The organism is Pseudomonas acericola (SeqCode) (assembly GCF_053456465.1).
Map to the genome: position 1 here is coordinate 1 of NZ_JBRFJB010000006.1, position 15,534 is coordinate 15,534.

General features: G+C 59.7%; 15 protein-coding genes. 3 read left to right on the plus strand and 12 right to left on the minus strand.

Annotation, left to right across the window (positions count from 1 at the left end):
* Positions 1-125 precede the first annotated feature (125 nt).
* The 9 genes from msrQ to mrcB all read right to left on the minus strand — a co-directional run bounded on the left by msrQ (position 126) and on the right by mrcB (position 9,944).
* Positions 126-746 (minus strand): protein-methionine-sulfoxide reductase heme-binding subunit MsrQ, encoded by a 621-nt coding sequence (msrQ, locus tag ACU688_RS21280; RefSeq protein WP_448186302.1) that lies wholly within the window; start codon positions 744-746, stop codon positions 126-128.
* A complete protein-coding gene (gene msrP, locus ACU688_RS21285; RefSeq protein ID WP_448186303.1) occupies positions 746-1,759 on the minus strand; it encodes a protein-methionine-sulfoxide reductase catalytic subunit MsrP in 1,014 nt (337 codons plus the stop codon). The genes msrQ and msrP overlap by 1 nt, the downstream gene beginning before the upstream one ends.
* 63 nt (positions 1,760-1,822) lie before the next feature.
* On the minus strand, positions 1,823-2,680 hold the full coding sequence (gene pssA / locus ACU688_RS21290; RefSeq protein WP_124527730.1) for a CDP-diacylglycerol--serine O-phosphatidyltransferase: 858 nt from the start codon (positions 2,678-2,680) through the stop codon (positions 1,823-1,825).
* Positions 2,681-2,825: 145 nt separating this feature from the next.
* Positions 2,826-3,842: a ketol-acid reductoisomerase gene (gene ilvC / locus ACU688_RS21295; protein ID WP_099584822.1), complete on the minus strand. Its 1,017-nt coding sequence runs from the start codon at positions 3,840-3,842 to the stop codon at positions 2,826-2,828.
* Between the two features lie 47 nt (positions 3,843-3,889).
* On the minus strand, positions 3,890-4,381 hold the full coding sequence (gene ilvN / locus ACU688_RS21300) for an acetolactate synthase small subunit (RefSeq protein ID WP_003176102.1): 492 nt from the start codon (positions 4,379-4,381) through the stop codon (positions 3,890-3,892).
* A 2-nt stretch (positions 4,382-4,383) separates the two neighbouring features.
* Complete coding sequence (locus ACU688_RS21305) at positions 4,384-6,108, minus strand: acetolactate synthase 3 large subunit (protein WP_026136434.1); 1,725 nt, start codon at positions 6,106-6,108, stop codon at positions 4,384-4,386.
* 431 nt (positions 6,109-6,539) lie between these two features.
* Positions 6,540-6,869, minus strand: a complete 330-nt coding sequence (locus ACU688_RS21310; protein ID WP_448186304.1) for a YqcC family protein — start codon at positions 6,867-6,869, stop codon at positions 6,540-6,542.
* On the minus strand, positions 6,869-7,603 hold the full coding sequence (locus ACU688_RS21315; protein WP_448186305.1) for a tetratricopeptide repeat protein: 735 nt from the start codon (positions 7,601-7,603) through the stop codon (positions 6,869-6,871). The genes ACU688_RS21310 and ACU688_RS21315 overlap by 1 nt, the downstream gene beginning before the upstream one ends.
* Before the next feature lie 16 nt (positions 7,604-7,619).
* Positions 7,620-9,944, minus strand: coding sequence for a penicillin-binding protein 1B (gene mrcB, locus ACU688_RS21320; protein WP_026136436.1), 2,325 nt, complete (start codon positions 9,942-9,944; stop codon positions 7,620-7,622).
* Between the two features lie 118 nt (positions 9,945-10,062).
* Between mrcB and ACU688_RS21325 the strand changes: the two genes are divergently transcribed.
* The 3 genes from ACU688_RS21325 (at position 10,063) to ACU688_RS21335 (ending at position 12,530) form a co-directional block, all read left to right on the plus strand.
* Positions 10,063-11,619: a bifunctional aminoglycoside phosphotransferase/ATP-binding protein gene (locus tag ACU688_RS21325; protein WP_448186306.1), complete on the plus strand. Its 1,557-nt coding sequence runs from the start codon at positions 10,063-10,065 to the stop codon at positions 11,617-11,619.
* Positions 11,620-11,712: 93 nt separating this feature from the next.
* Positions 11,713-12,057: a pentapeptide repeat-containing protein gene (locus tag ACU688_RS21330; RefSeq protein ID WP_448186307.1), complete on the plus strand. Its 345-nt coding sequence runs from the start codon at positions 11,713-11,715 to the stop codon at positions 12,055-12,057.
* 200 nt (positions 12,058-12,257) lie between these two features.
* Positions 12,258-12,530 carry a TfoX/Sxy family protein gene (locus ACU688_RS21335; protein WP_010562703.1) on the plus strand — a complete coding sequence of 91 codons (273 nt, stop codon included), beginning with the start codon at positions 12,258-12,260 and terminating at the stop codon, positions 12,528-12,530.
* Positions 12,531-12,774: 244 nt separating this feature from the next.
* Here the strand turns inward: ACU688_RS21335 and ACU688_RS21340 are convergent, their stop codons facing one another.
* Genes ACU688_RS21340 through ACU688_RS21350 form a run of 3 tightly spaced genes read right to left on the minus strand, consistent with a single transcriptional unit; the run spans position 12,775 to position 15,454 of the window.
* On the minus strand, positions 12,775-13,542 hold the full coding sequence (locus ACU688_RS21340) for a heme ABC transporter ATP-binding protein (RefSeq protein ID WP_448186308.1): 768 nt from the start codon (positions 13,540-13,542) through the stop codon (positions 12,775-12,777).
* Complete coding sequence (locus ACU688_RS21345; protein ID WP_207045613.1) at positions 13,542-14,525, minus strand: iron chelate uptake ABC transporter family permease subunit; 984 nt, start codon at positions 14,523-14,525, stop codon at positions 13,542-13,544. Before ACU688_RS21345 ends, ACU688_RS21340 begins: the two co-directional genes overlap by 1 nt.
* 50 nt (positions 14,526-14,575) lie before the next feature.
* The gene (locus ACU688_RS21350) at positions 14,576-15,454 is read right to left on the minus strand and encodes a heme/hemin ABC transporter substrate-binding protein (protein WP_448186309.1); all 879 of its coding nucleotides are present in this window, start codon (positions 15,452-15,454) and stop codon (positions 14,576-14,578) included.
* Positions 15,455-15,534 lie beyond the last annotated feature (80 nt).

The window sequence follows — 15,534 nt, forward strand, 5'->3', positions numbered from 1 at the left end:
CGATAAACTGAAGCAACCCACTGCCGAAACCTACATAACTCATTGTTTACCAAGGAGTTTTCCGTTTCGACTGCGCCGGAAGTGGGGCGAATTATAGACATCTGGAATCTGCCGTCAACCGTTAATTACGCTTTTGTTGCAGAAGGTGCTTTTTTAGCAATAAGACGTGGTATTCGGCGCATCACTGGCGGAATCCGCAAGACCAAAAGCAGCGCACCTATAGAAGCATAGACAACCCACTCCTTCAGATCGGCTCGCACGATCCACAACATATGCAGCAAGCCCAGCCCGAGAATCACGTAAACCAGACGATGCAATTTCTTCCACCGACTGCCCAAACGTCGCTGGCTATAGCGATTTGAAGTCACTGCCAACACCAAAAGCGACAAGAAGCCCAACGCCCCCACAATTATGTAAGGCCGCTTACGCAGCTCAACCCCCAGCTGCGACCAATCAAGCCCAAGGACAAACACGCAATAAGCCGCCAAATGCAGCACTACATAAGCAAAGCACCACAACCCCAACTGCCGGCGCACAGCTATCCACCCTGCCCAACCGCTGAGCTTCTGCAGCGGCGTCATTCCAAGGGTAATCAGCAAAAGGATCAACGTTCCGAGACCAAGTCGATCCACCAGCACCTTGCCTGGATCAGGCCCGAGAACCGAGCTCCACGCTTCGTATAGCCAGAATAGCGGCCACACTGCCGACGCGATAAAGACGCCGAGGCGCCAGATTGGATAGCGCATCAGTAGTTCTTCCGCAAATCCAGGCCGCTATAAAGAGAGGCAACCTCATCCGAGTAGCCATTGAACATCTGCGTCTCACGCACATTGGGACTGAACAGCCCACTCGGCAGGCGCCGCTCCCGCGCCTGGGTCCAGCGCGGATGATCAACCGTGGGGTTCACATTCGCGTAGAACCCATACTCATCCGCCGCAATACTCTGCCAGGTGGTTTTCGGCTGCTCACTCACGAGACTGATGCGCACGATGGACTTCACGCTTTTGAAGCCGTACTTCCACGGCACCACCAAGCGCAACGGTGCGCCATTCTGGTTAGGCAGCTCACGCCCGTACATGCCAACGGCAAGGATCGCCAAAGGGTTCATCGCCTCATCCAGACGCAACCCTTCTATATAAGGCCAGTCGATCAGGCCAAAGCTTGAACGCTGGCCCGGCATGCTCTTCGGATCCTGGAGCGTCTCAAATCGAATGTACTTGGCCTTGGACGTCGGTTCGACCTGCTTGAGCAAAGCCGAGATCGGGAAGCCGATCCAGGGAATGACCATCGACCACGCCTCGACACAACGCAAGCGGTAGATCCGCTCCTCCAACTGATACGGTTTCATGAAGTCTTCCAGGGCATAACGCCCCGGCTTTGCAACCTCACCATCAATCACAACACTCCAGGGCTCAGTCTTGAGCGAGCCGGCGTTCGTTGCCGGGTCACCTTTGCCGGTGCCGAACTCATAGAAGTTGTTGTAGTGGGTTGCATCCTTGAAGGGCGTTATCGCTTCGTCTTTTACCGTCACCGCCTGCCATTGGGTGCCCCGCAGTTTCTCGGCAAACCACTTCGGCGCCTTGCCCGGCTCGACATCGGCGTACCGCGAGGCATCATCCGCACTGGCCCAGCGCGGTAAGCTGCTGGCAGCAATACCGGCGAGCGCACCACCGAGCAAGCTGCGGCGAGAGAAATAAAGGGATTCAGGCGTGACATCCGACTCGTGGCAATCGGACGCTTTTGGCAATTTGATTAACATGGCAACTCCGCAGCATTGGAGAACTGATGCACCAATAGACTGCGGAGTATGGGGGAAATTACATTAAGGCAATGTTTTGTCCCGACGCAGGTGCAGCAAGTACTGGACCGGGCCCGACGCCGCATAGACCAGGAACGCCAACAGCAGAATCCGCGGCGGATCACTGAAGACCACGGCGAACACCAGCACAACGGCCAGGATTGCCACAAAAGGCACACGCCCCTTGAGATCCAGCTCCTTGAAGCTGTTGTACTTGATATTGCTGACCATCAGCATGCCGGCCGCCGCAACCATCAAGGCCACCAGGAACGACATCTTCGAACCCTGGATGCCGTAGTCACTGAACGCCCAGACGATCCCCGCTACCACACCCGCTGCAGCCGGGCTGGCCAGGCCGATGAAGTAACGCTTGTCAGCGGTCCCCACCTGAGTATTGAAACGCGCCAGGCGCAAAGCAGCCCCCGCGACATAGATAAAGGCGACCATCCAGCCGACCTTGCCCATATCACCCAGCGCCCAGGCAAATGCCAGCAACGCAGGTGCAACACCAAAGGCAACCATGTCCGACAGCGAGTCGTACTCGGCACCGAAGGCACTTTGGGTATTGGTCATGCGCGCCACACGCCCATCCAGGCCGTCGAGCACCATGGCAACAAAGATTGCGATGGCAGCAAAACCGAAGTATTTGCTGGCACTGACCGCATCGCCCGCCGCCAACGCACTTTGGGCGCTCATGGAGTTGATGATGGAATAGAACCCGGCAAACAGGTTCGCCGTGGTGAACAGGTTGGGCAGCAGATAGATGCCACGATGCCGGACCTTGCGGCCTTCCGCGTCATGCCCTTCTTCGACATGCTCATCGATCGGTAGCAGGCTTTCGGCGTCAGAAGCCTGGTTTGGCTCTTCGGGACGTTCGCTCATGGACTTTACCTTGCAACGGTGTGAAAAAAATTCGACTGATACTTGCGGCGAGTATTCGCCCGCAAACGATGCAGCTTTATACCAGAACCTGCCCCCCAAACGAAAAAACGCGGCCTAAGCCGCGTTTTCCCTTGATGCGTGCGACTTAGTTTTTGGCTTTGTCGACGATCTTGTTGGCACCGATCCACGGCATCATGGAGCGCAGTTGCTCGCCGATGACTTCGATACCGTGAGCGGCGTTGTTACGACGCTTGGCGGTCATCGAAGGGTAGCCGGTAGCGCCTTCGGTGATGAACATTTTGGCGTATTCGCCGTCCTGAATACGTTTCAGGGCGTTGCGCATGGCCTGGCGGGACTCGGCGTTGATCACTTCCGGGCCGGTCACGTACTCGCCGTATTCGGCGTTGTTGGAGATCGAGTAGTTCATGTTGGCGATACCGCCTTCGTACATGAGGTCAACGATCAGCTTCAGTTCGTGCAAGCACTCGAAGTAGGCCATTTCTGGCGCGTAGCCAGCTTCAACCAGGGTTTCGAAGCCAGCTTTCACCAGCTCAACGGTACCGCCGCACAGAACGGCTTGCTCGCCGAACAGGTCGGTTTCAGTCTCGTCCTTGAAGGTGGTTTCGATGATGCCGGTACGACCACCGCCAACGCCAGCGGCGTAGGACAGCGCAACGTTCTTGGCGTTGCCCGAAGCGTCCTGGTAGATCGCGATCAGGTCAGGGATACCGCCGCCTTTGACGAACTCGGAACGCACGGTGTGGCCCGGTGCTTTCGGCGCGATCATGATCACGTCGAGGTCAGCGCGCGGCACAACCTGGTTGTAGTGGATCGCGAAGCCGTGGGAGAAGGCCAGGGTGGCGCCCTTCTTGATGTTCGGCTCGATTTCGTTCTTGTACAGCGCGGACTGGAACTCGTCCGGGGTCAGGATCATGACCAGGTCGGCAGCAGCAACAGCGGAAGCAACGTCAGTCACTTTCAGGCCGTGGGCTTCAGCTTTGGCAACAGTGGCCGAGCCTTTACGCAGGCCAACGGTCACGTCAACGCCGGAGTCTTTCAGGTTGCACGCTTGAGCGTGGCCCTGGGAGCCGTAGCCGATGATGGCGACTTTCTTGCCCTGGATGATCGACAGGTCACAATCTTTTTCGTAATAAACTTTCATGAGGTTCCTCTATATATCCAGGCCGTAAGGCCATTCACTAATTTGGGTTAGATGCTGAGTACTTTGTCGCCACGGGCAATCCCGGTGACACCACTGCGTACCGTTTCCAGAATCGAGGCCGTCCCGATCGACTGGATGAAGCTGTCCAGCTTGTCGCTCGTACCGGTCAGTTGAACGGTATAAACACTGGCGCTCACATCGACGATCTGCCCGCGATAAATATCGGTAGTGCGCTTGATCTCGGCACGTTGAGCACCCGTGGCCTTGACTTTAACCAGCATCAGCTCGCGCTCAATGTGGGCACTTTCCGACAGGTCGACCAGCTTGACCACTTCGATCAGCTTGTTGAGGTTCTTGGTGATCTGCTCGATCACCTCATCATGGCCTACGGTGGTCAACGTCAGGCGCGACAGAGTCGGGTCTTCGGTCGGGGCCACGGTCAGGCTTTCGATGTTGTAGTTGCGTTGCGAAAACAGACCGACAACACGAGACAGAGCGCCGGGTTCGTTCTCCAGAAGCAGGGAGATAATATGCCGCATGATTAAGTACGCTCCGTCTTGTTCAGCCACATGTCGCGCATAGAGCCGTCTTTGATCTGCATCGGGTAGACGTGCTCGCTGGTATCCACCTTGATATCGATGAACACCAGGCGGTCCTTCATGGCGAACGCCTCTTCCATCTTCGGCTTCAGATCTTTCAGATCGGTGATGCGAATGCCGACGTGGCCATAGGCTTCAACCAATTTGACGAAATCTGGCAGCGACTCCATGTAGGAGTGGGAGTGACGGCTGTTGTAGCTCATGTCCTGCCACTGGCGAACCATGCCCAGTACGCCGTTGTTCAGGCAGACGATCTTCACCGGAAGGCCGTACTGCAAGCAGGTCGACAATTCCTGGATGTTCATCTGGATGCTGCCTTCACCGGTCACGCATGCAACGTCGGTGTCCGGGAAGCTCAGCTTCACACCCATGGCCGCCGGAAAACCAAAGCCCATCGTGCCCAGGCCACCGGAGTTGATCCAGCGGTTGGGTTTATCGAACTTGTAGTACTGCGCGGCGAACATCTGGTGTTGGCCCACGTCGGAGGTTACAAAGGCGTCGCCCTTGGTCACTTCGCACAGGGTTTCGATCACGGTTTGTGGCTTGATGACGCTGCCGTCGCCCTTGTCATAAGGGAACAGGCCGCGGTCGCCGCGCCATTCGTCGATCTGTTTCCACCAGCTGGCAACGGACTCCTTGTTTGGCGTTTCGCCGATGTCCTTCAGCGCAGCGACCATTTCGGTCAGCACGCTTTCCACAGGACCTACAATCGGCACATCGGCCTTGATGGTCTTGGAGATGGACGCCGGATCGATGTCGATGTGGATGATCTTGGCATTCGGGCAGAATTTGCTCGGGCCGTTGATCACGCGGTCATCGAAGCGCGCACCGACCGCCAGGATCACGTCAGCGTGGTGCATGGCCAGGTTGGCGGTGTAGCTGCCGTGCATACCCAGCATGCCGACGAACTGACGGTCGGTGCCCGGGAATGCGCCAAGGCCCATCAGGGTGTTGGTCACTGGCAGGTTGAGCATCTTGGCCAGTTCGGTCAGCGGTGCGGAACCGCCGCCCAGAATCACGCCACCGCCCGAGTACAGCACAGGGCGCTTGGCCGCCAGGAGCATTTCTGCCGCCTTGCGGATTTGCCCCGAGTGCCCACGGACTGCCGGGCTGTAGGAGCGCAGCTTGGCTTTCTTCGGGAAGACGTATTCGAATTTTTCCGCTGGGTTGGTCATGTCCTTAGGGATATCGACCACCACAGGACCCGGGCGACCGGACTGCGCGAGGTAGAACGCCTTTTTCATGACTTCCGGGATTTCCGAGGCATGCTTGATCATGAAGCTGTGTTTCACGATCGGCCGGGAGATACCGATCATGTCGGTTTCCTGGAATGCGTCGGTGCCCACCATGGTGCTTGGCACCTGGCCGGAAATGATCACCATCGGGATGGAGTCCATATACGCAGTCGCGATGCCAGTGATGGCATTGGTTGCGCCTGGGCCGGACGTTACCAGTACCACACCGGCTTTACCGGTGGCACGGGCATAACCGTCAGCCATATGGGTCGCGGCCTGTTCGTGGCGAACCAGGATGTGATTAACAGCCGGTTCCTTGAACAGCGCGTCGTAGACATGCAGCAGAGCACCACCTGGGTACCCGTAGATATAGTCGACGCCTTCGTCACGCAAAAAGCGGACGAGCATCTCACCACCAGATAAAAGCTCCACGTTGTTCACCTCTAAAACGCCAGAATACCGTCCGTTGAAAACCGACGGGTCTTAATAGGTTTACTTCTCAACAGAGCATGAGCGACGGTGGTCGCCGACTACGTCAGCACTGACTGAGCAAGTATTGGGATCGTCCCAAGTGTTGCGGGCTTTTCCCACCCAGCGCGAGGTAACGCGTTGCGGGTGTAACAGGTCGGCGCGGATGTGCGCCTCATGATCTGCCGAGCGGGCCTGCTTCTGGCAGTCCCGATACAGCGGACTTTGGATTCTTCTGTTTCAGGCCGTTCAAGTCAAGCAATAATTGCGCTTTTTTCCAACTAAGCGCATGAGAACGTAGAAGAAAGGGCTTTGAGGAGGGATAAAACTCGCCTGAATGTCGTCAAGCGGTAGAAATGTGCGCAAGACTGCCGGAAAACCCGGCAGTCAGGCAATTAACGAGCGTCGACGATCAATTGATCGAACTTTTTCAGCGCGTTACGCAATCCAAGGCTCTCTCGCGGGCGGTCGGCGTAGACCATTTCCGCCATCTCCAAGATGCCCGACGCATTCGGCAACGGCAGATCCTGTTCGAGGATCTGCTTCATGCGCGCCAGGAAGATCCATTGCAACCACTGGTGAAAGTCCAAGGTATCGACCGAAAAGGGCTCGACACTGCTGAGCGCCTCGACGCTGGGGGACACCTCGCCCCACCAGCCCTGCACGCGCAACTCGCGCTCAATCAGCAACAACTGCTCGGCAATCGCAGGAAAACGCACATCCATCAGTAGGTAACCTTGCCTTTTTGCCGTGCCTGGGCGGCACCGGCGGCATCGCCTTGGGCCGCACGCGCATCACCGATCAGTGCCCACAGGTTGGCTTGCAAGTCGGGACGACCGTTGGCCAGCGTCAGGCCGCGACGGGCGAACTGTTCGGCTTGCGGCGCATCACCCTGGGCCATGCGCACCTGGGCCAGGCGATACAGCACTTGCGGCTCGCGAGGCGCAACACGCTGGGCACGCTCCAGGCTGGACGACGCGCCATTGAGATCGCCACCGGCCTGCTGTTGCTGGGCAGTGGTCAGCAGCGCCAATACCGGGCCGTCCAGTTGCTCGTCAGCCGACAGGCCACCGGAGTTTGAGGACGACGGAATGCCGCTCGGCGTCGATGGCATGTTGTAAGTGCCCTGGTTGATCGGCGCCGTTTGAATCGGCGCGGCATCAATTGGACCGGAGGTGCTTGGCCCCGGGGTCCAAGGCTCTGCGCTGATCGGCGCGGCGGTAGCAGCACCGCCACCCGGCACCATCACCACCACGCCAGAATCCTGCGGCACAGCCTGCGGACGGGCTTGAGCGGGACGATTCGTCACGGTCTGGCGGAAGCCGCCATTGGCCGAGATACGGTCGCTGTTGGACACCGCAGTGCTCGAATCCACCACAGGGATGGAGCCGCGCTGCACGCTGGAGCAACCACCGAGCAAAGCCAGAGTTGTAATAGCTGGAAACAACCACTTGTTCACGTGAAACCCTCTTTGCTTAATTCATCCAGCCCTTGACCCAATCCATCACCGAATCCGCGTCAGCAGGGGCACTGCCACCGCACGCGGCGCCGGGTGGTGGCTCGCTGCCGCGAATATACGGCATCTGTACCGCGCCCGGACAGTTGGCATCGGAGCCCTGCCCCGTGTGCGGATCAATCCAGGCCTGCACGATGTTGTCCGGCTGCGGCATGTTCAATGGCAGCGGGTCGGCCTTGCGCATGAAACTGGTCCAGACTTGCAGCGCGCCGGTCGCCCCGGTGAACGGGGTCTTGCCGTTGTCATCACGGCCCATCCACACCACCGCCAGCACATCCTGGCCGAAGCCGGCGAACCAGCTGTCACGCGAGTCGTTACTGGTACCGGTCTTGCCTGCCAGTGTCAGGTTCGATGGCAGCACCTTATAGACCGAGGCACCGGTACCTTCACGCATCACGCGCTGCATGGCGTTCTGGATCAGGTAGATGGAGCCTGCATCGAAACGTTGCTGAATCTGGAACGGATAACGCTTGAGCGGCTCACCTTCGGCGGTCAGCACGCTACGAATCCCACGCATCGGGGTATTGAAACCACCGTTGGCCAGGGTCTGGTACATGGTCGCGACTTCCATCGGCGTCATCGCGCCGGCACCCAGCAGGATCGACGGGAAAGCCGGGAATTCACGGGTGATGCCCAGGCGAGCGAGGGTTTTCAACACATTCGGCACGCCCACTTCAAGCCCGAGGCGAGAGGTGGAGATGTTGTAGGAATGCGCCAGCCCTTGGTACAGGAACACCGTACCGTGGGAACGACGGTCGAAGTTCTGCGGTGTCCACACCTGGCCATCGCCACCTTTGACCGACAGCGGATCATCCGACAGCCAACTGGTCAGGGTGTATTTGCTTGGTTTCTCCAACGCCGTCAGGTAGACCGCCGGCTTGACCAGCGAGCCAATCGGCCGCACCGCATCCAGTGCACGGTTGAAACCGGCAAAACTGGCCTGGCGGCTGCCCACCATTGCCTGGACCTCACCGGTCTCCGGGTTGGTCACGACCATGGCCGCTTCGACTTCATCCGCGCCTTTGCGGCCCGTCATGCGCTTGAAGGTGTCGTTGACCGACGCTTCGGCCTTCATCTGCAGGATCGGATCGAAACTGGTGAAGATCCGCAGGCCTTCTTCGGTCAAGTCTTCGTCGCGGTAGTCTTCGCGCAGTTGGCGCTTGACCAGGTCGATAAAGCCCGGGAACGAACTGTCGGCCAGTTTGCCGCGCGTGGTGACGCCCAGCGGCATCTTTTTCGCCGCCGCCACTTGTTCAGCGGTGGCAACGCCCTGCTGTTCCAGTACATCCAACACCAGGTTGCGGCGCTCCAGCGCACGCTCCGGGTTGCGCCGCGGGTTGTAGTAGGACGGGCCCTTGACCATGCCGACCAGCAACGCGACCTGATGCAACTTGAGTTCGGACAGCGGCTGGCCAAAGAAGAACTGGCTGGCCAAGCCGAAACCGTGCACCGCGCGCTGGCCGTCCTGGCCGACGAAGACCTCATTGAGGTACGCCTCGAGGATCTCCTGCTTGCTGTAGTGCAGCTCCAGCAGCATCGCCATCATGGCCTCGGTGAGCTTGCGGGTCAGGCTGCGCTCATTGGTCAGGTAGAAGTTCTTGACCAATTGTTGCGTCAGCGTACTGCCGCCCTGGGTCATCTTGCCGCCGGAGGTGTTCACCCAGACTGCGCGGGCAATCGACTTCGGCGAGACGCCCCAGTGGCTGTAGAAATCGCGGTCTTCTACGGCGACCAGGGTTTCGAGCAGGTACGGCGGCACCTGATCAAGCTTGATCAGGATGCGATCTTCAAGGTTCTTCGGGTAAATGCCGCCGATCATCAGCGGTTCCAGGCGCACCACCGGCAGCTTCGAGCCGTTGAGGGACGCCAGTTCGGCCACGTAGTCGCCGGAGAAACGCACGCGCACCGGTTGGGCTTTTTCCAGGCCTTCATAGAACTGGAAGCCACGGGTGTTCAGATCGACGGTATTGCCGCTGACCGCCGCCGCGCCCGGGCCGTTGCTCACGGGTTCACGGCGATAGCCCAGCGCATCGAGCTCGGTGAGGAAGTCATCCTTGCTCAGCTTCTGGCCGGTGAACAACTCCAGCGGGCGTGCGTACACCTTGGCCGGAATGGTCCAGCGCTTGCCGGAGAACTTCTCCTGCACCACAGCGTCGAGGTACACCGCAAAGCCGGCAAGTACCACAAGGCCCACCAGACTGAGCTTGAGCGCCCAGCCCAGCCACGGGCGCAGGCCGCGGGAAGGAGGTTTTTTACGGGAACGGGGAGATCGGGTTCGAGTCATGGCGGCGGATTATACGCACTTTGTTGATGTTCAACATGAGCCGGACAGCGGTTTGCATGGCAGGCGCCAGCAGCCATAATGCCCGCCATGATTTCCCCCAGTCTTTGAAGGATCGCCCGTGAGCCAGTCCCTGATCGCAGCCCTGCAAAACCCGGCTTTGTACCCTCATCCGGTTGAAGCGTTCCAAGTTATCGAGACCCATATTTCCTGGGTCGTGCTCACCGGTCCTTACGCTTATAAATTGAAGAAGCCGATGAACTTCGGCTTCCTGGACTTCACATCGCTGGAAGATCGCGGCCACTTCTGCCGTGAAGAGCTGCGTCTCAACGCGCGCCTGACCGAAGATTTGTACCTTGAAGTATTGCCGATCACCGGCACTGCCGAAGCCCCGCAACTGGGTGGCGAGGGCCCGGCCATCGAGTACGCGCTGAAAATGCGCCAGTTCCCGCAAAGCCAGTTGCTCAGCACCCTGCAAGCCAACGGCGAACTGACCGCCGCGCACATCGATGAGATGGCCAAGCAGATTGCACATTTCCACCTCACGGCGCCGAAAGTCCCGCAAGACCACCCGGCCGGCACCCCGGATGAGCTCATGGCACCGGTTCGCCAGAACTTCGACCAGATCCGCCCGTTCCTCAGCGACAAGGCGGACCTGACCCAACTGGACGCTCTGCAAGCCTGGGCCGAAAGCAGCTTCGAACGCCTCAAGCCGCTGTTTGCCCAGCGCAAACTGGAGGGTTTCACCCGTGAATGCCACGGTGACATCCACTTGGGTAACGCCACCCTGATCGATGGCCAGGTCGTGATCTTCGACTGCATCGAGTTCAATGAACCGTTCCGCTTCACCGACGTTTACGCCGACACCGGCTTCCTGGCGATGGACCTGGAAGACCGTGGCCTCAAATCCCTGGCGCGGCGTTTCATCAGCCAATACCTGGAGCTGACCGGCGACTATCAAGGCCTGGAAGTGCTGAACTTCTACAAAGCCTACCGCGCCTTGGTACGCGCCAAGATTGCGCTGTTCAGCATGCCGGGCGACGCCACTCCAGTGCAGCGTGCCACCAGCCTGCGCCAGTACCGCAACTACGCCAACCTGGCAGAAAGCTACAGCACCATCCCGTCGCGTTTCCTGGCGATCACCCACGGTGTTTCTGCCGTCGGTAAAAGCCAGGTGTCCATGCGCCTGGTCGAAGCCCTCGGCGCCGTGCGTCTGCGTTCGGATGTGGAACGCAAGCGCCTGTTCGGCGAGCAGCAGGTGGAAAACACGCCACAGGCCGGCATCTATGCGGCCGACGCCAGCGCCGCTACCTACGCACGCTTGAATGAGCTCGCCGCGACCGTGCTGCGCGCCGGTTTCCCAGTCGTGCTGGATGCCACTTTCCTGAAGCGCACCCAACGCGAAGCCGCCGCCAAGGTTGCCGAAGCCACCGGCGCGCCCTTCCTGATCCTGGACTGCAACGCACCACGGGCCGTTATCGAGAGCTGGCTGGCACAGCGTCAGGCGGATAAAAACGACCCTTCCGACGCCACATTGGCAGTAATCGACGAACAGCAAGCCAATCGCGACCCACTGACCGCCGAAGAACTGCTCCTGAGCAAGCGCGTCGAAACCAATGAAAGCGGGACGTTGGACGCCTTGGTGGCGCACATCCGCCAGCGCCTGCCGGGTCTGTAAGAAATATTTCTTGGCCGTGTCACCTACTTTGGGCGCACGGCCAAGCGATAGTGGCACTATAATGGCGTCATAAATCCAACAGGAGTCGTTGTCATGAGTCAGCCCAAGCTTCTTGATACCCCGCTCTATTCGCTCCTGCATAAAGACGATATCCGCGGCTTCAACCAGGAACGCCCGAAAGACGGCACCATCGACATGCGCGGCGGCGATTTCCGCGGGCTGGATCTACGTGACTTGAACGCTGTAGGCGTGGACTTTACCGACGCCTACTTCCGCTCTGCCGACTTGCGCGGCCTGGACTTGCGCGACTGCTCACTGGAGGGCGCCAGCCTGGCCCATGCACAAATCTCGGGCACCTACTTCCCGCCTGAGCTGACCGCCGATGAGATCCTCATGTCGGTCAATTTCGGTACGCGCCTGCGCTACCGCACCAAGTAACTTCTTGCATAAAAACCCCGGAGCGCACCCGTGCGCCGGGGTTTGCGCCTGCCTGGCAAAAAATCCTCGGATCATTCTTATAAGCTTTTAGGCCGCTTCCGGCCAAAGAACCACGCTTTTCCTACTGAGCGCTACACTCCTTTTCAGGCTTGCCTGGTCACGATACCCACCGAACCATTCGGCCGTCGCAAGGAGGCTTGATGAACGATGAGCTGCAACACCTGAAAAACCTCGGCAAGACGTCGGCACAGTGGCTGCATGCGGTGGGCATCCACAGTGCGTCCGACTTACGCCGCCTAGGCGCGGTCGATGCCTATCGAGCTGTGCGGACTCGCGGGTTCCGCGCATCGAAAGTACTGCTGTATGCAATCGAAGGGGCATTGATGGATGTTCACTGGAACGATATTCCAGCCGAACGCAAGGAGGCGTTGAACCGTCAATTGGATGCTATCTCGGCACGCCAAAAAAATTAGAGCGCTAACCAAGCCCAGCAATTTCGGGCATTCCAAACGGGCGTTTGAGAAAAGCCGAAGTGAGTGCAAAAACAAATGTTGACTCTCAAATGAGAATCGTTATGATTATCACAACTGGTCGCGAGATCAGCCGATAACTGAAAGACCATTGGTTCGGACTCTCAGATTATCTCCTCATCAGGCTAATCACGGTTATTTGACCCGGCTCTTGCCGGGTCTTTTTTTGCCTGTGAAAAAGCTGATCTCAGCGCGCGATAATCAGCGGATGCCCGCGCTCTGGATGGGGTTGCACCAACACATCCAAGCCAAACACTGCTTTCAGCGGCTCCGGGCGCATCACCAGCGCCGGCGTATCCAGGGCATGGGGACGGCCGTCCTCCAGCAACAGAATCCGATCGCAGTAGCGCGCCGCCAGGTTCAGGTCATGCAGGATCACCAACACGGCTGCACCGCGATCCGCAAAGGTGCGAATGGCTTGCAAGGTCGTGTGTTGATGCAAGGGATCCAGCATCGACGTCGGCTCATCCAGCAACAATGTCTGTCCCGCCTCGCCCGGCCATAACTGCGCCAGCACCCGCGCCAGGTGCACGCGCTGACGCTCACCGCCAGACAAAGCAAGATAACTGCGACCGCTCAAATGCCCGACATCCGCAGCCTGCAACGCCGCCGCGATAATTTCGTCATCGCGCACCCGCCCGGTCTGATGGGGCAAGCGCCCCATGCCGACGACTTCTTCGACACGGAAAGCAAAATCCAGAGTCGAGGTTTGCGGCAACACAGCCAACCGTTGCGCACGCTCCGCGCCACTCCAATCGCCCAAGGGCCGCTGATCCAACCACACGCCGCCCTGGTCCGGCTGCAACTCACCACACAACGCCCCAAGCAACGTGCTTTTGCCCGCACCATTGGGGCCCAGCACACCGAGCACTTCCCCCGGCAACAATTGCAGGGTGACATCCGCCAGCACGGTTTTGCGTCCGCGCCGGATCTGCAAGTCTTCCACACGCAGCATCAGGCACGCCCCCGCAACAACAGGTAAAGAAAAAATGGCGCGCCGATAAACGCCGTCACAATGCCGATGGGCAATTCCGCCGGCGCCAGGGCCAGGCGCGCCACCAGGTCGGCAAACAGCAACAAACTCGCCCCCGCCAGCACCGAGGCCGGCAGCAGCACGCGATGATCCGGCCCCGCCAGCAAGCGCACCAGGTGCGGCACCACCAAGCCGACAAAACCGATCATCCCCGCCGCCGCCACTGCCGCGCCCACACCCAGGGCCGTGCAGAACACCAGTTCGCGCTTGAGCCGCTCAACGTCAATCCCGAGATGGCTGGCCTCCGACTCGCCCAGCAGCAGCGCGTTCAACGCCTTGGCCCGGCGCGGCAACCACAGTGCGACGCCGGCGCTCACCAGCAACAACGGCCACAGCCGCGAATAGCTGGCGCCATTGAGGCTGCCCAGGTTCCAGAAGGTCAAGGTGCGCAAGGTGGCGTCATCCGCCAGGTAGGTAAATAAACCCACAGCCGAACTGGCGAGTGCCGTCAGCGCAATACCAGCCAGCAGCATCGTTGCGACATTGGTCTGGCCGTTACGCCGCCCCAGTCGATACACCAGCGCGGTGACACCCAACCCACCGAGAAACGCGCACAACGACAACAGGTACGGACCGAACGCATCCGGCAAGCCGCCAAAAAACGTTCCACCGACAATCGCAATGGCCGCCCCCAGCGCGGCGCCGCTGGACACACCGACCAACCCCGGATCCGCCAGCGGGTTGCGAAACAAGCCCTGCATCGCCACACCCGACAATGCCAGCACGCCGCCCACCGCCAACCCCAGCAATGTGCGCGGCAAACGGATCTGCCCCAGGATCAGCTCCGCCTGCTCCAGCCCTTGGCCGTCAATGGGCACGCCCATCAAGCGCAACGCCGCCTTGAGCGTATCCAGCAACGGCAGGCTGACCGGGCCCAGGGCTAACGACAGCCAGATCGCCAGCACACACAACAGCGCCAGCCCGATAAACAGCGTCTTGGGTTTAACCAGAGTGGTCATGGAGCGGGCTTGGCCTGGGACGGGTAAAACCCGGCGGACAACTGCACCAGGCTGTGCGGCAAGCGCGGCCCGAGCCCACCGACCAGCAGCGTCGGGTCCAACTCAAACACCCGCCCACTCTTGGCCGCAGGGGTTGCCGCCAGGATCGGGTTTTCCTTGAACAAGGCCGCCCGCGCCGCATCACCGCTCAGGGCGCGATCAGAAAACACCAGCACATCAGGGCTCAAGCCCGCCAGCGACTCCACGGAAAATGGCTTGTAGCCCGTATGGGTTGCCAGATTGTGCCCGCCCGCCTGTTGCAGCACCCAATCTGCCGCCGTGTCTTTACCCGCGATCAGCGGCTTGCCGCCTGCATGGCCGAGCAACAGCAACACACCCGGGGCTTTTTGCGTGGCTTGCGCCTTGGTCAGCCAGCTCTTTTGCTGGTCCAGGGCCTGCTCATACCCGGCAAACAATTCACTGGCCTTGCCCTCATCACCCAGCAGCTTGCCCAGGTGCTGAAGATTGCCTTGCAGCGTCGGCAAGTCCGGCTGGGCCGAGAACATTTCCACTTGCACGCCGGCGCTGCGGATCTGTGCCAGTACCGGCGGCGGGCCCATTTCCTCGGTGCCCACCAGGATCTGCGGACGCAGGCTCAGGATGCCCTCCGCCGACAGTTGTCGCTGATAACCAATGCTCGGCAAGGCCTTGAGTGACGCCGGGTGCTGACTGGTGGTGTCCACCCCCACCAGCTTCGACTCACCGCCCAGGGCCGTCACCCACTCCGAAAGCGCCCCACCGGCACTGACCCAGCGTTGCGGCAGTTCAGAGGCTTGCGCCCCGTGGTTGACCAGCAGTCCGACAACAAGCGCAATAGCGCTGGTACTCAGGCGCATAACAGGGTTTCCTTCCAGAGGCGGGGCCTTACGAGCACCCGACGATGTGACAGATAATCCCTGCCTGGCATCGTACTGAG